The sequence below is a fragment of the Prochlorococcus marinus CUG1435 genome, from assembly GCA_017644375.1.
Lineage (GTDB): Bacteria > Cyanobacteriota > Cyanobacteriia > PCC-6307 > Cyanobiaceae > Prochlorococcus_A > Prochlorococcus_A marinus_AH.
In genome coordinates, this window is the sequence record JAEPLP010000001.1 from 351,941 (window position 1) to 369,930 (window position 17,990).

Genomic DNA, 17,990 nt, shown 5'->3' on the forward strand with positions numbered 1-17,990 from the left:
GTTTTTAAATCAATGGTTCAAATTTTTAGTTGGATTTGGGTATTTTTTGGAGTTTTCCTTATACTTTTAGTCTTACTCCATAGTCCCAAGGGTGATGGAATGGGGGGGATAGCAGCAAGTGGAAGCTCAATGTTCAATAGCGCAAGTAGTGCAGAAGCATCACTCAATAAAATAACTTGGACTTTTTTAGTTGTATTTTTGTCTCTTGCTATTATTCTTAGCGCTGGCTGGATCTCATAAGTTTTCCATTAAAAAAAGAGATCATTTAAAATGATCTCTTAAATTAAGTAATTAATTAACTATTGTTTAGTTAGTAATCAAAGTCACCGCCCATCCCTGGAGCGCCTGCTGGAGAAGGTGAATCTTTTTTCTCTGGCAAATCTGCAACTATGCATTCAGTGGTCAAAACCATTCCTGCTATAGAAGCTGCATTTTGTAGTCCTGAACGAGTAACTTTTGCAGGATCAACTATACCAGCGGAAGACATGTCAACATACTCTCCAGTGGCGGCGTTAAATCCATCATTAAATGGCTTGGATTTAACATTTTCAGCAATTACAGCACCATTAGAACCTGCATTTTCTGCAATTCGCATAAGAGGAGCTGTAAGTGAAGCTTCAACAATTTGGGCTCCAATTAATTCCTCTCCAACTAAATTTTTATCAGCCCATTCTTTTAAAATTGGTGATAAATGAGCAAGAGTTGTTCCTCCTCCAGGTACAATCCCTTCTTCAACAGCAGCTTTTGTAGCATTGATAGCATCTTCAAGACGAAGTTTTTTATCCTTCATCTCAGTTTCAGTAGCAGCTCCAACCTTTATCACTGCTACACCTCCAGCTAATTTTGCTAGACGTTCTTGAAGCTTTTCTTTGTCGTAGGAGGAATCTGTTTCATCCATCTGCTTCTTAATTTGATCGCATCTAGCATTGACAGCTTGCTCATTTCCTTCAGCTACTATGGTTGTAGTCTCTTTATTAATAGTTATTCTTCTACCGGTACCAAGCATATCAATTGTAGCATTCTCTAATTTTAAGCCTGCATCCTCAGTAATGAGCTGACCATTAGTTAGAACAGCCATATCTTCAAGCATTGCTTTTCTTCTATCACCGAATCCAGGCGCTTTAACTGCAGCAACATTTAAGACACCTCTTAATCTATTAACGACAAGAGTAGCTAAAGCTTCCTTTTCTATGTCTTCTGCAATGATAACTAGTGGTTTACCAGTTTTAGCTATTTGTTCCAAAACTGGAACTAAATCTTGAACTAAGGCAATTTTTTTATCAGTCAGAAGGATATATGGTTCATCTAAAACAGCTTCCATTCTCTCAGTATCAGTTGCGAAATAAGGTGAAATATAACCTTTATCGAATCGCATCCCCTCAGTAACTTCTAATTCAGTTGTCATTGATTTTCCTTCTTCAAGGGAAATAACACCTTCTTTACCAACTTTATCCATTGCGTTGGCAATCATTTGACCAACTTCTTCATCATTTCCAGCTGCTATGGTTCCGCATTGAGCAATAGCATTACTATCGCTGATGGGTTTTGAATTTTCTTCAATTTTACCAACTAAAAATTCAGTAGCTTTATCAATTCCCTTTTTCAAGGTGATTGCATTAGCTCCTGCTGCAACGTTTCTTAAACCTGCTTTGACCATTGCATGGGCTAAAACAGTTGCGGTTGTAGTACCATCTCCAGCTGCATCGTTAGTTTTCGAAGCAGCTTGTCTGATTAAGGCAACCCCTGTGTTTTCAATATGGTCCTCCAATTCAATCTCTTTAGCGATTGTGACACCATCATTAATAATTTGTGGAGCACCAAACTTTTTCTCTAAGACAACATTTCTTCCTTTTGGTCCAAGCGTTACCGCCACAGACTCTGCAAGGATATCAATTCCTCGCTCGAGCGCTCTACGAGCTTGCTCATTGTAAATAATTCTTTTAGCCATATTTAGGCAGCAATTTAATAATAAGTTTTAATAATTTTTGAAACAAATATTTTAGCCTACTACAGCTAAAATATCCTTTTCTGAGAGCAAGACATATTCATCTCCTCCCAATTTAATGTCTGTGCCAGCATATTTGCTGTACAAGACTTTATCGCCAATACTCACTTCTGGAGTTTGTCGAGAACCGTCTTCATTAAGTTTCCCAGGGCCTACCTGAGCAACTTCTCCTACCTGTGGTTTTTCTTTAGCTGTGTCAGGCAAAAGAATGCCCCCAGCAGTTTTTTCCTCGGATGCGGAAACTTTGATAAATATTCTATCTCCCAGTGGTTTTACTGTAGAGACTGTAAGTGAAACAGCTGCCATAGATTAATGGAGGATCATGGTTGAGACGCTTTGCGTCATAAAAATGGAAAGAGAAATTCTCAGTCCGTATCATCAACAACATAATCTGTGAAGCAGCAATTCAACCACACTTCAACTGTGCGGGTGGCCGAACCCATTTAACGAATTTACCCATGAGGTGGTAGTATTTTCGGATTATGAGCTGTAAATAATCAGCTATTCTTCACCAATCAATAAAAAATGGTAGCAACTCCATCAACTTCTTCACAAACAAAAGGCGTAGTACGCCAGGTAATTGGTCCAGTTCTCGATGTAGAATTTCCAGCAGGAAAATTGCCGAAAATATTAAATGCTTTACGTATTGAAGCAAAAAATCCTGCTGGGCAAGAAATAGCGCTCACTGCAGAGGTTCAACAACTACTAGGTGATCATAGAGTTAGAGCAGTTGCAATGAGTGGCACTGACGGCCTTGTAAGGGGCATGGAGGCAATTGACACAGGTGCGCCAATATCTGTACCTGTTGGAGAAGCTACTTTAGGAAGAATATTCAATGTTTTAGGAGAACCAGTAGACGAACAAGGTCCTGTAAAAACTAAAGATACTGCACCAATTCATAGATCTGCCCCAAAATTAACTGACCTCGAAACCAAGCCAAAAGTTTTTGAAACAGGAATAAAAGTTATTGACCTTTTAGCTCCTTACAGGCAAGGAGGAAAAGTCGGATTATTTGGAGGAGCTGGTGTTGGTAAGACAGTTCTTATCCAAGAATTAATTAATAATATTGCAAAGGAACATGGAGGAGTTTCTGTTTTTGGGGGTGTTGGTGAAAGAACCAGAGAAGGAAACGATTTATATGAAGAATTTAAAGAATCAGGCGTTATTAATGCAGATGATTTAACTCAATCAAAAGTTGCCTTATGCTTTGGACAGATGAATGAGCCACCTGGGGCAAGAATGAGAGTGGGCTTATCTGCACTAACAATGGCTGAACATTTTAGAGATGTAAACAAACAAGATGTTCTACTTTTTGTTGACAATATTTTTAGATTCGTTCAAGCTGGCTCTGAAGTATCAGCTTTACTTGGAAGAATGCCTTCAGCTGTGGGTTACCAACCAACTCTAGGGACTGACGTTGGTGAATTACAAGAAAGAATTACTTCTACATTAGAGGGTTCAATAACTTCCATTCAGGCTGTTTATGTACCTGCAGATGACTTGACTGATCCAGCTCCAGCAACAACTTTTGCCCATCTAGATGCTACCACTGTGCTTGCAAGAGCTCTTGCAGCTAAGGGTATCTATCCAGCTGTTGACCCATTAGACTCAACAAGCACAATGCTTCAACCCTCTGTTGTTGGAGATGAACATTACAAAACTGCTAGAGCCGTTCAATCAACTCTCCAAAGATACAAAGAATTACAAGATATTATTGCAATTCTTGGTTTAGATGAACTTTCTGAAGAAGACAGATTAACAGTTGATAGAGCAAGAAAAATTGAAAAATTCCTTTCACAACCTTTCTTCGTGGCAGAAATATTTACAGGAATGTCTGGTAAATATGTAAAACTAGAAGACACCATAGCTGGCTTCAATATGATTTTATCAGGTGAATTAGATGACCTACCCGAGCAGGCATTCTACTTAGTTGGCAATATTGATGAAGTTAAAGCAAAGGCTGAAAAAATAAAGTCAGAAAAATAGATATCTAAATATATTTTAAACCTTCAATTATTTTAAATTAATGGCAATTTCTCTTAAAGTTTTAGCTCCTAATAAAAATGTTTATCAAGGCGAGGCGGAAGAAGTAATACTGCCTAGTACTACTGGTCAAATTGGTGTATTACCAGGACACATTTCTTTAGTTACGGCTATAGATATTGGAGTTCTAAGACTAAGAATGAATTCTCAGTGGAAATCAATAGCCTTAATGGGAGGCTTTGCTGAAATCGAATCAGATGAAGTAATAGTTTTAGTTAACAATGCAGAAATTGGTTCTGAAGTTAATGTTCAGATAGCTGAACAAGATCTTAAAGAAGCAAAATTAGCAATTAGTAAATTTTCTGAAAATGAAAAAAATCCAGAAAAAATAAAAGCTCTTAAAGAAATTTCAAAGGCTGAGGCAAGAATTCAAGCTGCAAAAAACTAACTTTTAAGCAGTACCACAGAAAGTAACTTCAGGAAACTTAAGTTTCGCTTCTTCTAATTTTTTTGTTTTACCTTCTTCTTGCCAGTAATTTATCACTTCTGTAGCTTTATTCAGTATTTCAACTCTCTCATTATCTGTTATCCACCCTTTATTCTCAAGTTCACTTTTTAATTTTTCCCAAGCATCATCTCTTGGCCAAAATTGATAAGCGGTTAAAGGACTTGGACCTCCACCTACTATTTGATCAACTGCTAAAGCAACATTATCAGGTAACCATAGTACTTTAATAATAAACCTTCCTTCGTCAGGCTTAGGGGTATAACCAGTAGGCACTCCATCTTCATCAATCGTAGCTGCTGCTAATACAGCTGAGGCACCCATCATTCCTGAATTAGGAGAAGAATTTTTAGATTTTGGGTGATCACTACTTTTTTCTTTTTTTTCTGTTGAATTTTGATTTAACTTATCTGATGAGGTCATTCAATTATTTATATTCAATAAATAATTTATCAGTTTATGGACACATTTTGATTTATTTATTCAAAATCTCTTGATTTTAGTTAAGGATACTTTCAAATCAGAGTTATTATCTATCATAAGAAACCTGATAAAAATCATAAATGGTAGCTTCTAATGAATCCCAAAGATCTTTAGGAATGTCGTTTTCTTCAGCAAACATTCCAAGTTGACTTGCTAAGCCTCTCGCTTGTGAGAGTTTCGAATCGTAGGAATCTGACATCTTCATTTTAAGCTTTAAACTTTATAAAAAATAGATCTATTAACTAGATAAGTCAAATTTTAAAATTCTAGATCAGAAATTTCTTTAAGTGCAGCAATACTTAAAACTTCTGGATTTTGATCTTGCACTAGAACATCATCTTCAATTCTTATCCCAATGCCTTTCCATCTATCATCAATGTTTGGTTGGCCCTCAGGAACGGGGATTCTATCACTTATATAAATACCTGGCTCCACAGTTAGAATCATTCCATTCTGTAGTGGCACTTCATAATCTCCCATTCTGTAGGCTCCAACATCATGAACATCTAAACCGAGCCAATGTCCAGTTCTATGCATATAAAGATGTCTATATGATTTATTCTCAATTATCTCCTCAGTACTGCCCGACAACAAACCAATTTCCTTTAACCCTTCTATCAAAATTGTTAAAGCAACATTATGAACAGCACTAGAGTTTGACCCAGTCACAACGCTTTGAATTGCATTTTTCTGTGCTCGCAAGACAATTTCGTAGATTATTTTCTGTTCTTTAGAAAATTTCCCGCCTATTGGAATAGTTCTTGTTATGTCACCATTGTAATAATCCGTAAGTGAGCATCCTGCATCTACTAATAATAAATCCCCCTTGTTCAAGGGTGAATTATTTAAAGTGTAATGCAAAATACATGCATTATCCCCTGAAGCAACAATTGAATTATAAGCAGGTCCTCTTGCTCCATTTTCTAGAAAGAATCCCTCTAAAAGACCCTGAATTTGTCTCTCGTTTTTCTTAGAGGAGATAGATTCTCTAACCAGTTCATGAGCTTCTGCGGAAATTTGTATAGCCTCTCTCATTCTCTTAATTTCAAATTCACTTTTAATTAATCTCATCTCATTTAAATAAATTTCTGGAGATTTCATAGAATTCACTCCATTCCCCACCCTTGAACGATTTTCAAGTTGTTGAGCAAATATATCTAATACTATTTTCTCAATAGATGGATGCTTACCAATTGAAAAAACAAGTTCATCAGAACCATTTATATAACCTGGAAGTAAATCTCTTAATTCGTTTATTGAGTGAGCCTTATCAGCCTTAAACTCTTTTTCAGCGCCTTCTAAACCCCATCTAAAGCCGTGCCAGACTTCGCTTATAACATCTTTAGGAGCAACAAACATAATAAATCTCTCTCCCTTTGGCCTATGCGATAAGAAAAGAGCGATTGCATCTGGCTCATCGAATCCGGTTAAGTACCAAAAATTACTATCTTGTCTAAAAGGATATTCACAATCAGCATGATGCTTTACGAGATTAGCACCTGGGATAATAGCAGCTTTTCCATTTAATTTGTTGAGGAAGATTTCTCTTCTTTCTTCAAAAACTTTATTTTCAGGTTTAAGCATAGATTGTGTATTGGCGTGTTTTAAAAAAAAATGGAAGAATGAATTAATACAGATTTAGTAACTAATCTATTTTAATGGAACCAAGTGTTTACGGTTTAGTTGTTCTTGTAATTATTATCTTAATTGGATCAGCATGTTGTTCGGGAGTAGAAGCTGCTTTTTTAGCTGTAAATTCAATTCGAATTCTAGAGATAGCCTCTAAACAAAAACCAAAAAGTTCTGCAAATCAACTCCTTAAACTTAGAAAACATCTTGGGAGGACATTAACTGTAATTACTATTACTAATAATGGATTTAACATAATTGGAAGTCTTATTTTAGGTGTATATGGAGCATTGGTAATTAATAGTAGTTATGGATTAACTCTGTTTTCAATTGCTTTTTATATACTAGTTGTCTTAGTAGGAGAAGTACTACCAAAAGCTCTTGGCACAAGATTTTCAATTCAAATAGCACTGCTATCTGTTCCTATCTTGCGAATATTAAATACTTTAATGAGGCCATTCTTAATATTAATTGAACAGATATTTCCTGTTATTACAGCAGAAAACGAAATTTCAACTGATGAAGAAGAAATTAGACAAATGGCAAAAATTGGAAGTCAAAAAGGTTTTATAGAGGCTGATGAGGCAGCAATGATATTTAAGGTTTTTCAATTAAATGACTTAAAAGCAAAAGACTTAATGACCCCTAGGGTATCGGCACCTTGTCTTGATGGGTCTTCAAATCTTGATGAAATTTCAAAACTTATAATGTCTGACAGCTCTCCATGGTGGGTTATTTTGGGAGATAAAGTTGACAAAATACAAGGCGTAGTTAAGCGTGAAAAAATGTTGGCAGAGTTAATTAATGGGCAAAATAAAAAATTATTATCAGAAATTTGCGAACCTGTGGACTACATTCCCGAAATGATTAAAGCAGATCAATTATTAACTAAATTTGACAAGGATCATAAAGGAGTGAAAGTAGTAGTAGATGAATTCGGGGGATTCGTGGGAATTATTGGTGCAGAAGCTGTGTTATCTGTATTAGCCGGTTGGTGGAAGAATAAATTATGAAAAAATTTAAAATTAAAGAAAATTATTTACTTTTAAAAAAATGGTGGGAGACTATTGATCTTACCAATTATGAAAAAAGTTTTTTTAATAGAGAAATAATTTCTTTTAATCAACAACTTTTAAGACTCAAAGAAAAAAAAATAAGAATTGGCGCATACGGTAAATCAGGTGTAGGAAAATCCTCTGTTTTAAATTCTTTATTAAAAAAAGACATATTCAAAACAGATATTATTAATGGGACCACAAAAGAAATACAATCGGAAATTTGTAATCTTAAAGATCAAACACTCAATAGCTTAGAGTTACTTGATTCTCCAGGATTTGATTTCTGCAATATTAAATCTCCAGATAAAGTTTACTCTTACATAAATCATTCAGATCTTATTCTTTTTATAGTTTCGGGAGATTTAAATAGAAATGAGTTAAACGAAATCAAATCTTTTATAAAAGATGGAAAAAAAATTATTTTAATTTTAAACAAAATCGATCTATTTAATAAAAATGAATTAAAAGAAATAATTGAAAATATAAAGTTTAAGCTTCCTAAAGATTTAAATATTCCAATAATTATTAATAATGGAAACAATCTTAAAAATTACATAGCAAAATTAATCAATCAATATGGTGAGATACTATTAACACTAAATTCTATTCAATCAGCTGACAAATTTTTTCTGCGATTAAAAGAACAAAGATTGAAAAGAAGGCAGAAATTAGTTCAATCAACTATTGGTAAATTTTCGACTATAAAGGCATCCGCAGTAGCTCTTAATCCTTTTATTTTTTTTGATGTTGCTGGTAGTTTCGCACTAGATACTGCATTGATTAACGAATTAAGTAAGATTTATGGCTTAAAGTTTAAAGGTGAATCTACAAAGAAAATATTTAAAAATATATCCATTAATAATTTATGTTTGGGAGTCACTCAAGTCGGCGTCAATACCTCTTTCAATCTAATTAAGAAAGTAATTCTATTAACAGCACCTTTTACTAACGGGCTTTCATTATTACCTTATGGACCCATAGCAATTATTCAAGCAGCAATCGCGGTGTATTCAACAAAAACTCTTGGGAAAATAGCAGCAAAAGAGATATTTATAAGAAGCAAAGCTTCTTTCATAGAGCCTGCTATTCTGATCCAGAATATGAATTTTAATGACTCAGAGATTTTTAACCATATAAATATTTATTTTTCAAATAGAAATTTTAAAAATATTTTTGTTAACATTCTTCCTTGAAACTTAAATGGAAAAAAGCATTGCATTATTTGGTACCAGTGCAGATCCACCTACCATTGGACATGAGAAAATATTAGAAGAATTATCCAAAATATATGCTCATACCATTTGTTATGTAAGTAACAATCCGAAAAAAAAGCATAAAGAGGATATCGCAATCCGTAGCAAATTATTAAAAATTCTTATTGAAGATTTAGATGATTATAAAATTTTATTTAATCAAAGTGTCACCAGCAAATGGGCAGTAGAGTCAATAAAAAAATGTAAAAAAATTTATGAAATTGATAATTTAGATTTCGTTATTGGGAGTGATTTAATTCAAGATATTTTCTGCTGGAAAAATTTTGAAAAAATTATTAAAGAGGTAAGTTTTTTTATAATTTTAAGAGAAGGTTATTCTGTTGAATCAAATACTCTTAAGATGTTAGAAACTTATAATGTGAAATTTAAGATTTCATCCATAAAAATCCCAAACATTTCAAGTTCTAAGTTCAGATTAAATTTTAATTATTCTAATTTACCACCGTCTTTAATAGATTTTGTTAGAGAGAATAATTTATATGAATCCACTAAATTAGTTGAATGAAGTTTTTAATTGCTCAAATTAATCCAGTTGTTGGAGATTTAGAGGGTAATGCAAAAAAAATTCTTTATGCTGCTTCGAAAGCTAGCAAAATTTCTGCTGATATAGTTCTTACTCCAGAATTGTCATTATGGGGATATCCAGCAAATGACTTACTTCTAAAAAATAATTTAATCAAAAATCAATATCAAATTCTTGACCAATTAGCTTTAGTTATTAATAAAAAATATGGAAACTTGAGTATCACAGTCGGTATAGCTGAGATAATAAATGATTCTTTTTTCCCAAATCTTTATAATTCTATTGCATTGCTGGAGCGAGGTGAGTGGAAAATAATTGCTCGAAAAATTATTCTTCCTACATATGAAGTATTTGATGAAAAAAGATACTTTAGATCAGAAGAAAAAGTTTCCGTATTAACCAAAGAAATACATAATAAAACTTGGCGAATTGGCTTTACTATATGTGAGGATTTATGGGTCAACAAAAATATAGAAGGTAGAGGAATTCATAAAGAAAATCCTATTTCTGATTTAAAGAAAAAAAAAGTTGATATCTTAGTGAATTTATCGGCTTCCCCATATACCTTCAAAAAGTTAGAGCTAAGATCCAAAGTTTCCAGTTTTGCTGCTAAATATCTTCAAGTACCGCTTATATATGTAAACCAGATTGGTGCAAATGATAATTTAATTTTTGATGGAAATAGTTTTATTCTTGATAAGAATGGATCTAAAATTAAGCAATTGAAATCTTTTTCAGAAGACCTCTCAAGTTGGCATATTGAGCAAACAATACCCGAGAAAAAAGAATTTGAACAATCTGAAATATCATCAATTTTTGATGCATTAGTCCTTGGGGTTAGGGATTATGCTCAAAAATGCGGTTTTAAAACAGCTTTAATTGGACTAAGTGGTGGCATTGATTCAGCACTAGTTTCAGCAATTGCGACAGCTGCTCTTGGCAGTAATAATATTTATTGCGTCTCAATGCCCTCCAAGTGGAGCTCATCTCATTCAAAAAGTGATGCAAAAGATTTAGCAAGGAGATTAAAAATAAATTTCAATAGCATCCCAATTGAAAACCTAATGAATTCTTTTGAAGAATCTTTTATAAAAACCATATCTTTCGAAATGGCTGAAATAACAAATCAAAATATTCAATCAAGGATCAGAGGAACGCTTCTGATGGCTTTAGCAAATCAAGAAAAGCATTTATTACTTTCAACAGGAAATAAATCAGAGCTAGCTGTAGGATATTGCACACTTTATGGTGATATGAATGGGGGATTATCGGTAATTGGGGATTTATATAAAACTAATGTTTTTAAATTATGCAATTGGCTTGATAGTGAAGAATCAATAAATCATAGAAAGTCATATATGTTAGATACTAATGTAAATATAATTGGAGAAAATATCCGCACGAAAGCTCCAAGTGCCGAATTAGGTCCTAATCAATTAGATACTGATTCTCTCCCGCCTTATTCTATTTTAGATAATATTCTTAAAGGAATTATTGAAGAGAAAAAAGATTTACTACAGCTAGAAGAAGATGGTTATAAAAAAGATTTAATTTTAAAAATTATCTCACTCATAAAAAAAGCGGAATTCAAAAGAAAGCAGGCCCCTCCAATCCTAAAACTGAGCAGCCAATCATTAGGAAGTGACTGGAGAGTTCCCATAGCAATATCTTATTAATCACAATAAAAAAACTGTTGGATTTTTTTTAAAGGCCGTTTAACTGAATCAAGATTGATACCTTTTTTGATAGCAAGAATTATGCCTGCAGCTTCTAAATAATTATCCACTTCAAAAAGATTGGGATAATCATAAAACTCATTTGTCACTTTTAATGTATTTTGATTTTTTACAGAGATAATATTTAAACCTTTTTCAATCCCTGCTAGTACTGCTTCTCCACCTAGTGCTCCATTAGGAACAACAATAGATTCAATCTGATCAGGGTGAAGTGAGATTGATTCATTTTTAGCGGGCAATTCAACAATATCAGGTGCATTGCTTAACCCAATCAGTACTGAAGGTAAAAAGGTGAATCCTATTTCTTCTGCAGCTGCACGAGGATCTAAATTTTCATTCAATTCAATTGGATTTAAAGCAGGTGCATGAGCACAGGGAACTTTTAAAAATTTGCTAATTAAATGACTTATAACTGCTTCGACTCCAGAAATAGGATCAACCCCTTTCCCCTCTCGATAGATATTTGTCTCTAAAGAATCTGAATCATCTGGAAATCTTGCCACAATTGCTATTGCCGTAACTCCCTTTTCTATTAAACATTTTCCAGCATCAATTAGAGCATCAGGATTTTCAATTATGCCACCACTGATTTTTGAGGAATCATGATCAATAACTATGTTTAATGGCTTTTTTGTAATCACATAAGAATGAATATTAATACCTAAAGTAGAAACACATGCATCAGCAACTTGTAAATGTCTAACTAATATTTCTTTTTCAATGGCTGAATCAAAAATTATTCCAATTTTCTGTTGCTTTACCCTTTTTAAACCGATTTCTCCTTTAGCAAGTCGGTCTAAACTATAACCTTCAACATAAAAAATATTTTTATCTTTTTCAGAAAGAGTGCCGCCATTCATAACATTTGGATGAGTAATTAAACATCCACTTGCCGATGCTAATAATTTAGCGGTTGGAAGTGCATCCCCAGCAAAACCTCCTACTTCACAACCAATACCAGTTGGAACAATAAATATTGTTGGTGAATTTTCCATTATTAAAAATATTTCAATTTATATTTTTTAATTAGTTAAGACAGCTTTAATTTTAAGTTTTTTTGTTCCAAAAGAGTCAATAGAATTTTGAATATCAACAATTGACCATCGAATTAAATCACCTTTTTTTTCTAAATTTGCAATGATGAATTTCCTTAAATTTTTTAATTTTATTGAAACTGGCCAATCTAAATAATAATCAACTGAACTTAATTTCATTTTTGATATTTACCAAATTGATCATTATATAAATCATCTTCGACATCTTTACCAATAACAATCTTCAAATCTGACTTAGGATATGCCACACATAAGAGTGCAAAGCCCTTTTCCCTTAAACCATCATTTAATCCCATCGCATCCTCTTGATCTACAGATCCTTCCAATATCATGGATGCACAATCTGTACAAACTCCTGAACAACAACTACTTGGTAAATCTATTCCATTATTTTTTGCCGCTGAAATAATATCTTGATCATCAGAACATAAAAAACTAAAAGTCTTTTGCTCAAATTGAACTTTGATATTGTATTCAGGCATATCCTAAATCTAATTACTAAACTGCTGAACCTCCTACAACTTCTAATATTTCTTGAGTAATAGCTGCTTGTCTAGCTTTGTTATAGGTTAGATTCAAAGTACTTGCTAATTCTTTAGCATTATCACTCGCATTATTCATCGCGGTCATCCTGCAAGCGAGTTCTGAAGCTGCTGACTCTTGAAGAGCTCTTAGTACCTGATTTTGTAAATATAATGGTAATAACGAATCTAATAGTTGATCAGGACTTTGTTCAAAAACAATATCTGATGGTAATTTCTCTGAATCACTTTTTTCAATATTTGATTTTTCAACAAGTAACTTACTATCTTTTGTAGTCAACCTAAAAATTTCATCGTTTTCCTCAGCAATTCCTTGTGGGTCAAGTGGCAATAGTGTTTGAACGACAGGCGCGCAGCTAACTAGAGTAATGAATTTCGTGTAAATAATTTCCACCCTATCAGAATTTTCTGAAAGAAATTCAGCTAAAATCTCATTTGTAACTCCTTCGGAGTCCTTGACTGTGGGTACCTGTTCTAGTTCTTTGAAAGTACTTTTAATTACATATCTATCCTTTCTATTTTGAAAATATCCAATAGCTTTCTTCCCTACCAAAATTAAATTTGGCTGATAACCTTGTTTGACTAATTCTGCGTATCTTATTTCTACCTTTTTAATAATATTTGTGTTGTAACCACCGCATAAACCTCTATCCGCAGTTATGCAAACCAAGGAGATACTCTTTACTTCTCTCTTGGATAATAGAGGAGAGTCGACAGCCTCAAATTGTACTCTTGATTGAATATTTTCTAAGACTCGTGCAAGTTTATCTGCAAAAGGTCTACTTTTAAGAACTTGATCTTGAGCTCTCCTAACTTTTGCAGCTGCAACAAGTCTCATAGCCTCCGTTATTTTTCTTGTATTTTTAACGGAAACGATTCGATCTCTAATCTCTTTAAGATTTGCCATAGTATCTCCTAAATAAATTTAAACTGTGGCAAGCATTGATGATTTAACTTCATTTATCACCTCTTTTAGTGTCGCTTCTAATCCATCATTTAATTTCTTTTCTTTAAGAATTTCTTCTATAAATTCCGCTTTATTTAACTTCAGGTATTCCCTAAGTTCAATTGCAAATTTAGTAACGTCTTCAACAGGAACTTCATCTATAAGACCTTTAACTCCTGCATAAACAACTGCAACTTGTTCTGCAAGGTTCAGTGGAGAGAATTGAGGTTGCTTTAATAACTCTCTTAGTCTTTTGCCTCGTTCAAGTTGTTGCTGTGTTGCTTCATCAAGATCAGATGCAAATTGAGAAAAAGCAGCTAGTTCATCAAACTGTGCGAGTTCTAATTTTAAAGTTCCTGCAATTTTTTTAATTGCTTTTGTCTGAGCGGCTCCTCCAACTCGGCTAACAGAAATACCAACATTAATAGCTGGTCTTAATCCTGAGTTAAATAAATCTGCACTCAAGAATATTTGTCCATCTGTAATTGAAATAACATTAGTTGGAATGTAAGCAGAAACGTCCCCTGCCTGAGTTTCAATAATTGGAAGAGCTGTCATAGATCCCCCTCCCATAGCATCAGAAAGTTTTGCTGCTCTTTCTAACAATCTACTGTGTAGGTAGAAAACATCTCCTGGATAAGCCTCTCTTCCTGGTGGTCTTTTTAAAAGAAGAGACATTTGTCTATAAGCCTGAGCTTGTTTCGTTAGATCATCATAAATAACAAGTGTTGCTTTACCCTGATACATAAAATGTTCAGCAATTGCTGCACCGGTATAAGGTGCTAAGTACTGTAAAGCAGCTGGTTCTGAGGCTCCTGCACTTACTACGACTGTATAGTCAAGGGCTCCTCTCTCTCTTAAAACCTCTACGATGTTTGCTACTGATGCTGACTTCTGACCAATAGCTACGTAAACACAAACTACGTCTTGACCTTTTTGGTTGATTATTGTGTCAATAGCAATCGCAGATTTTCCAGTTTGTCTATCACCAATAATTAATTCTCTTTGACCTCTTCCAACAGGAATCATTGCATCAATAGATGTGATACCTGTTTGCATTGGTTCATGCACTGATCTTCTCTTGATTATTCCAGGAGCCATTTCTTCAATCAATCTAGTATCACTTGTTGGAATTTCTCCTTTCCCATCTATTGGTTGTCCGAGAGGATTAACAACTCTCCCCTGCATTGCTTCACCAACCGGAACAGATGCTATTTTTCCTGTGGACTTAACGTTACTTCCTTCTTGGACACCAAGTGCCTCACCCATTAAAACAGCTCCAACATTATCATCTTCAAGATTTAAAGCTATACCTTCGGTACCATCCTCAAATTCTAATAACTCACCTGCCATGACCTGATCTAAGCCATATATTCTCGCAATGCCATCACCGATTTGCAGAACAGTTCCTACATTGCTAACACTTACAGATTGGTCGTAATCAGTTATTTGTTGTTTTAAGATTGAACTGATTTCATCAGGGCGTATAGATACCATGGATTTAAGAATTTAAGGTTGATTTAAAAGTTACTTGGAAAGAGATAAGCCAAGTTTTCTAATTTGTGAAGCAAGAGAAGCATCAATTACTTTTGATCCTACACTGGCGACGAAACCACCAATAAGTGATGGGTCGATTTTAGTTACAAGTTCTAATTTTTCTGTACCAGCAATATTGATGATCTTTTTGGTAATTAAACCTTTCTGTTCATCAGTAAGCTCGACTGCAGAAGTAACAGTTGCCAAAGCAATATTACTATTTTCTCGGTAAATCTCTAAAAACCTATCAAGAATTGAAGTAAGGATTCCAATTCTTTGCCTATCGGCCAATAATTTTAAGAAATTCAGTAAAGAAGAATTAATTTTATTTGAAAAAATTTCAATAATGATTTTCTTCTTAGCATCTGTCTCTAAAATGGGGGAGGATAGTGCCTTCTCCAATTCAGGGGAATCATTTATTAATTCCAAGAGTTGTTTGACCTCAGAAACCATCTCTTCAGTTTGCGAATTTTCATTCACAACTTGAAGTAATGCCTCTGCGTATGGTGTAGTAACTGAATTTAAAAGTGGCATTAGTTCACCTCAATATTATTAATTGATTGAGTTACCAAATTTTCTTGTGTTGTTTTATCAAGTCGATTTGGGAGAGAATCTAAGGCTTTCTTAATTGCCAGTTCAACAGCTTCTTTTCGAAGTTGAGAAATTGCTCTGGATGCTTCAGAGCTCTCATCAGAAATTGCACTTTGTTTAATTCGTGCCATCTCCTCTATAGCTTTTTTCTCACTTTCCATTCTGATTGATTCAGATCTTTTAAGGGAATCTGCTTTTATTTGAGAAGCTTTTTCTTCTGCTGAAGATAAATCTTTCTTCGCTTTTTCTAAAGCTTGAGTTGCATTTAGTAGTCGCTCTTCAGCATCTTTTAATTCAAGAAGGATTCCTTCTCTCCTTTTTTGAAGCATTTTACCTAGGAAACCAGGCAAAAATTTATAAAGGCCGAAAACTACTACAGCCCAATTAAGGATATTAGTTTCGAATAAATTGAAGTTCAATCCAAAACCTTCTGTAGCTAAAAGAGTTAAATTCATTTTTCTAGAATCAATCTATTAACAATAAGTTCGCTTAGATCATCAGCCTGTTTAGAAAGTTGATCACGAGCAGCAGACGTCTGACTTTCAATTTCTAGTCTTGCTTTTTCTTTTGAAGCATTTGCTTCATTGTTAGCAAGTTCTAGTGCTTCTTTATAAAGCTTGTCAGACTCATTTTCAGCTTCGCTCACAATTCTTTGGGCTTCTGTACGAGCACTTTGAAGCTGAGCTAATAAATCAGCTTCTAATTTTTCAACCTCAGAAAGTTTATTTTTGGCCTCAATAATATTATTACTTACAAACTTTTCTCTTTTTTCTACAACATTGCCAACAGGCTTAAAAAAGAGAGAATTTAATATGTAAGTAAGTGCAACTACTTGTATCGCCATTAGTGGCAAAGTGGCATTTATATCAAATAATCCACCTTCTGTAGCACCAAAAAAATTAAAGGCCAACATATGTTTTAGTTGAAGTTAAAAAATTAAATTTAAATATTGCTAATAAGGATTAGAAGCAATATTAACTTTTAGGAAAAAGGATTCGCAAAAAGTAGTACCAAAGCCACAACTAATCCGTAAATTGTTAATGACTCCATGAAAGCGAAAGATAAAAGAAGAGTTCCTCTGATTTTACCTTCAGCTTCTGGCTGACGGGCAATACCCTCAACAGCACCTTGAGCTGCGTTACCTTGTCCAAGACCTGGGCCAATAGCACCTAGACCAACTGCTAAACCAGCAGCTACAACTGATGCAGCGGAAGTAATCGAATCCATAATTTTGAAATAAAGAGCTTAATACTTGTGATAATCTTTGTTGTCATACACGCTTGGACATCCTTTGTTTTAAGAATGGGTCTGATATTTTCAGACCTACGCGATTAGATATTTTGCCAGATTACAGACCCTTTGTAAAAGCGTCTGAATGTATTGGAAGACAGCTAATGATGTTCTTCAACAGCTTCTCCTATGTAATAGGCCGCCAAAGTTGCGAAAATCAATGCCTGAATTGCACTAGTAAATAATCCTAGGAACATAACAGGTATTGGGAGAATTAGCGGAACTAAAAAGACTAGAACACCAACAACAAGTTCATCAGCCAAAATATTTCCAAATAGCCTGAAAGAGAGTGATAAAGGTTTCGTAAAGTCCTCTAGAATTTTGAAAGGAAGCATAATCGGAGTTGGGTGAACATAATATTCGAAGTATCTCCAACCCTTATTGCTTAAACCTGCATAGAAATAAGAAAGTGAAACCAATAAAGCCAAGGCTATAGTTGTATTAATATCTGCAGTAGGTGCTCCTAATTCTCCACTTGGTAACTTAATCAATCTCCAAGGAATTAAAGCTCCTCCCCAATTACTAACAAAGACGAATAAAAATAAAGTACCTATAAATGGCATCCAATCTCTATATACTTTTTCACCTATTTGCGTCCTAGCAAGATCTCTTATGTAATCCCAGAGAAACTCAAGCAGGTTTTGAAGGCCTTTAGGATCATTTTCCATTTTTTTAGTTCCTAAAGAAATAAAAACTAATAACGCTCCTAATAAAATCCAAGATGTTAAAAATACCTGCCCATGAAGTCTGATATTTCCAATTTGCCAATAAAGATGTTGACCAACTTCTAATGCTGCAAAATTTGTTAGCAAGGAATTAAAAAACATTTGTTTT

22 protein-coding genes are annotated in these 17,990 nt (G+C 34.0%); 7 read left to right on the top strand and 15 right to left on the bottom strand.

Annotation, left to right across the window (positions count from 1 at the left end; all coding sequences use genetic code 11):
* Positions 1–12 precede the first annotated feature (12 nt).
* Positions 13–240 (top strand): preprotein translocase subunit SecG, encoded by a 228-nt coding sequence (gene secG, locus JJ844_02120; GenBank protein MBO6974473.1) that lies wholly within the window; start codon positions 13–15, stop codon positions 238–240.
* Positions 241–310: 70 nt separating this feature from the next.
* Here the strand turns inward: secG and groL are convergent, their stop codons facing one another.
* Both groL and groES read right to left on the bottom strand, forming a co-directional pair.
* Positions 311–1,948, bottom strand: coding sequence for a chaperonin GroEL (gene groL, locus JJ844_02125; GenBank protein MBO6974474.1), 1,638 nt, complete (start codon positions 1,946–1,948; stop codon positions 311–313).
* Positions 1,949–1,999: 51 nt separating this feature from the next.
* Positions 2,000–2,311 (bottom strand): co-chaperone GroES, encoded by a 312-nt coding sequence (groES, locus tag JJ844_02130; protein MBO6974475.1) that lies wholly within the window; start codon positions 2,309–2,311, stop codon positions 2,000–2,002.
* A gap of 219 nt (positions 2,312–2,530) precedes the next feature.
* Between groES and atpD the strand changes: the two genes are divergently transcribed.
* Both atpD and JJ844_02140 read left to right on the top strand, forming a co-directional pair.
* The gene (gene atpD / locus JJ844_02135) at positions 2,531–3,991 is read left to right on the top strand and encodes a F0F1 ATP synthase subunit beta (protein MBO6974476.1); all 1,461 of its coding nucleotides are present in this window, start codon (positions 2,531–2,533) and stop codon (positions 3,989–3,991) included.
* Positions 3,992–4,031: 40 nt separating this feature from the next.
* A complete protein-coding gene (locus JJ844_02140; protein MBO6974477.1) occupies positions 4,032–4,436 on the top strand; it encodes a F0F1 ATP synthase subunit epsilon in 405 nt (134 codons plus the stop codon).
* A 3-nt stretch (positions 4,437–4,439) separates the two neighbouring features.
* On the opposite strand, the gene JJ844_02145 is transcribed toward JJ844_02140, so the two are convergent.
* From JJ844_02145 to JJ844_02155, 3 genes are all read right to left on the bottom strand, one after another.
* Positions 4,440–4,916 (bottom strand): 30S ribosomal protein PSRP-3, encoded by a 477-nt coding sequence (locus JJ844_02145; protein MBO6974478.1) that lies wholly within the window; start codon positions 4,914–4,916, stop codon positions 4,440–4,442.
* Positions 4,917–5,022: 106 nt separating this feature from the next.
* On the bottom strand, positions 5,023–5,175 hold the full coding sequence (locus JJ844_02150; GenBank protein MBO6974479.1) for a hypothetical protein: 153 nt from the start codon (positions 5,173–5,175) through the stop codon (positions 5,023–5,025).
* Between the two features lie 59 nt (positions 5,176–5,234).
* Positions 5,235–6,560: an aminopeptidase P N-terminal domain-containing protein gene (locus tag JJ844_02155; GenBank protein MBO6974480.1), complete on the bottom strand. Its 1,326-nt coding sequence runs from the start codon at positions 6,558–6,560 to the stop codon at positions 5,235–5,237.
* 74 nt (positions 6,561–6,634) lie between these two features.
* On the opposite strand from JJ844_02155, the gene JJ844_02160 reads away from it, so the two are divergent.
* Genes JJ844_02160 through JJ844_02175 form a run of 4 tightly spaced genes read left to right on the top strand, consistent with a single transcriptional unit; the run spans position 6,635 to position 11,136 of the window.
* The gene (locus tag JJ844_02160) at positions 6,635–7,618 is read left to right on the top strand and encodes a DUF21 domain-containing protein (protein ID MBO6974481.1); all 984 of its coding nucleotides are present in this window, start codon (positions 6,635–6,637) and stop codon (positions 7,616–7,618) included.
* Positions 7,615–8,856 (top strand): GTP-binding protein, encoded by a 1,242-nt coding sequence (locus tag JJ844_02165; protein MBO6974482.1) that lies wholly within the window; start codon positions 7,615–7,617, stop codon positions 8,854–8,856. Before JJ844_02160 ends, JJ844_02165 begins: the two co-directional genes overlap by 4 nt.
* A gap of 7 nt (positions 8,857–8,863) precedes the next feature.
* Entirely contained in the window at positions 8,864–9,442 is a 579-nt protein-coding gene (locus JJ844_02170; protein ID MBO6974483.1) for a nicotinate-nucleotide adenylyltransferase, read from the top strand.
* On the top strand, positions 9,439–11,136 hold the full coding sequence (locus JJ844_02175) for an NAD+ synthase (protein ID MBO6974484.1): 1,698 nt from the start codon (positions 9,439–9,441) through the stop codon (positions 11,134–11,136). The genes JJ844_02170 and JJ844_02175 overlap by 4 nt, the downstream gene beginning before the upstream one ends.
* On the opposite strand, the gene JJ844_02180 is transcribed toward JJ844_02175, so the two are convergent.
* From JJ844_02180 to JJ844_02225, 10 genes are all read right to left on the bottom strand, one after another.
* Entirely contained in the window at positions 11,133–12,191 is a 1,059-nt protein-coding gene (locus tag JJ844_02180; protein ID MBO6974485.1) for a DUF3326 domain-containing protein, read from the bottom strand. The genes JJ844_02175 and JJ844_02180 overlap by 4 nt on opposite strands.
* A gap of 27 nt (positions 12,192–12,218) precedes the next feature.
* Positions 12,219–12,410, bottom strand: a complete 192-nt coding sequence (locus tag JJ844_02185; GenBank protein MBO6974486.1) for a hypothetical protein — start codon at positions 12,408–12,410, stop codon at positions 12,219–12,221.
* On the bottom strand, positions 12,407–12,733 hold the full coding sequence (locus JJ844_02190; GenBank protein ID MBO6974487.1) for a 2Fe-2S iron-sulfur cluster binding domain-containing protein: 327 nt from the start codon (positions 12,731–12,733) through the stop codon (positions 12,407–12,409). The genes JJ844_02185 and JJ844_02190 overlap by 4 nt, the downstream gene beginning before the upstream one ends.
* 16 nt (positions 12,734–12,749) lie before the next feature.
* Complete coding sequence (locus JJ844_02195; protein MBO6974488.1) at positions 12,750–13,700, bottom strand: F0F1 ATP synthase subunit gamma; 951 nt, start codon at positions 13,698–13,700, stop codon at positions 12,750–12,752.
* Positions 13,701–13,718: 18 nt separating this feature from the next.
* Complete coding sequence (gene atpA, locus JJ844_02200; protein ID MBO6974489.1) at positions 13,719–15,236, bottom strand: F0F1 ATP synthase subunit alpha; 1,518 nt, start codon at positions 15,234–15,236, stop codon at positions 13,719–13,721.
* Positions 15,237–15,266: 30 nt separating this feature from the next.
* Positions 15,267–15,809 (bottom strand): F0F1 ATP synthase subunit delta, encoded by a 543-nt coding sequence (locus tag JJ844_02205; GenBank protein MBO6974490.1) that lies wholly within the window; start codon positions 15,807–15,809, stop codon positions 15,267–15,269.
* A complete protein-coding gene (locus tag JJ844_02210) occupies positions 15,809–16,321 on the bottom strand; it encodes a F0F1 ATP synthase subunit B (GenBank protein MBO6974491.1) in 513 nt (170 codons plus the stop codon). The genes JJ844_02205 and JJ844_02210 overlap by 1 nt, the downstream gene beginning before the upstream one ends.
* Positions 16,318–16,779, bottom strand: a complete 462-nt coding sequence (locus tag JJ844_02215; protein ID MBO6974492.1) for a F0F1 ATP synthase subunit B' — start codon at positions 16,777–16,779, stop codon at positions 16,318–16,320. The genes JJ844_02210 and JJ844_02215 overlap by 4 nt, the downstream gene beginning before the upstream one ends.
* Positions 16,780–16,847: 68 nt before the next feature.
* Complete coding sequence (gene atpE, locus JJ844_02220; protein ID MBO6974493.1) at positions 16,848–17,093, bottom strand: ATP synthase F0 subunit C; 246 nt, start codon at positions 17,091–17,093, stop codon at positions 16,848–16,850.
* Positions 17,094–17,257: 164 nt separating this feature from the next.
* Entirely contained in the window at positions 17,258–17,983 is a 726-nt protein-coding gene (locus JJ844_02225; GenBank protein MBO6974494.1) for a F0F1 ATP synthase subunit A, read from the bottom strand.
* Between the last annotated feature and the right edge of the window lie 7 nt (positions 17,984–17,990).

What these genes read in the sequence shown, in the direction of transcription:
- secG (MBO6974473.1), top strand. Translation starts at nt 13, where the DNA reads ATGGTTCAAATTTTTAGTTGGATTTGGGTATTTTTTGGAGTTTTCCTT.
- groL (MBO6974474.1), bottom strand. Translation starts at nt 1,948, where the DNA reads ATGGCTAAAAGAATTATTTACAATGAGCAAGCTCGTAGAGCGCTCGAG.
- groES (MBO6974475.1), bottom strand. Translation starts at nt 2,311, where the DNA reads ATGGCAGCTGTTTCACTTACAGTCTCTACAGTAAAACCACTGGGAGAT.
- atpD (MBO6974476.1), top strand. Translation starts at nt 2,531, where the DNA reads ATGGTAGCAACTCCATCAACTTCTTCACAAACAAAAGGCGTAGTACGC.
- JJ844_02140 (MBO6974477.1), top strand. Translation starts at nt 4,032, where the DNA reads ATGGCAATTTCTCTTAAAGTTTTAGCTCCTAATAAAAATGTTTATCAA.
- JJ844_02145 (MBO6974478.1), bottom strand. Translation starts at nt 4,916, where the DNA reads ATGACCTCATCAGATAAGTTAAATCAAAATTCAACAGAAAAAAAAGAA.
- JJ844_02150 (MBO6974479.1), bottom strand. Translation starts at nt 5,175, where the DNA reads ATGTCAGATTCCTACGATTCGAAACTCTCACAAGCGAGAGGCTTAGCA.
- JJ844_02155 (MBO6974480.1), bottom strand. Translation starts at nt 6,560, where the DNA reads ATGCTTAAACCTGAAAATAAAGTTTTTGAAGAAAGAAGAGAAATCTTC.
- JJ844_02160 (MBO6974481.1), top strand. Translation starts at nt 6,635, where the DNA reads ATGGAACCAAGTGTTTACGGTTTAGTTGTTCTTGTAATTATTATCTTA.
- JJ844_02165 (MBO6974482.1), top strand. Translation starts at nt 7,615, where the DNA reads ATGAAAAAATTTAAAATTAAAGAAAATTATTTACTTTTAAAAAAATGG.
- JJ844_02170 (MBO6974483.1), top strand. Translation starts at nt 8,864, where the DNA reads ATGGAAAAAAGCATTGCATTATTTGGTACCAGTGCAGATCCACCTACC.
- JJ844_02175 (MBO6974484.1), top strand. Translation starts at nt 9,439, where the DNA reads ATGAAGTTTTTAATTGCTCAAATTAATCCAGTTGTTGGAGATTTAGAG.
- JJ844_02180 (MBO6974485.1), bottom strand. Translation starts at nt 12,191, where the DNA reads ATGGAAAATTCACCAACAATATTTATTGTTCCAACTGGTATTGGTTGT.
- JJ844_02185 (MBO6974486.1), bottom strand. Translation starts at nt 12,410, where the DNA reads ATGAAATTAAGTTCAGTTGATTATTATTTAGATTGGCCAGTTTCAATA.
- JJ844_02190 (MBO6974487.1), bottom strand. Translation starts at nt 12,733, where the DNA reads ATGCCTGAATACAATATCAAAGTTCAATTTGAGCAAAAGACTTTTAGT.
- JJ844_02195 (MBO6974488.1), bottom strand. Translation starts at nt 13,700, where the DNA reads ATGGCAAATCTTAAAGAGATTAGAGATCGAATCGTTTCCGTTAAAAAT.
- atpA (MBO6974489.1), bottom strand. Translation starts at nt 15,236, where the DNA reads ATGGTATCTATACGCCCTGATGAAATCAGTTCAATCTTAAAACAACAA.
- JJ844_02205 (MBO6974490.1), bottom strand. Translation starts at nt 15,809, where the DNA reads ATGCCACTTTTAAATTCAGTTACTACACCATACGCAGAGGCATTACTT.
- JJ844_02210 (MBO6974491.1), bottom strand. Translation starts at nt 16,321, where the DNA reads ATGAATTTAACTCTTTTAGCTACAGAAGGTTTTGGATTGAACTTCAAT.
- JJ844_02215 (MBO6974492.1), bottom strand. Translation starts at nt 16,779, where the DNA reads ATGTTGGCCTTTAATTTTTTTGGTGCTACAGAAGGTGGATTATTTGAT.
- atpE (MBO6974493.1), bottom strand. Translation starts at nt 17,093, where the DNA reads ATGGATTCGATTACTTCCGCTGCATCAGTTGTAGCTGCTGGTTTAGCA.
- JJ844_02225 (MBO6974494.1), bottom strand. Translation starts at nt 17,983, where the DNA reads ATGTTTTTTAATTCCTTGCTAACAAATTTTGCAGCATTAGAAGTTGGT.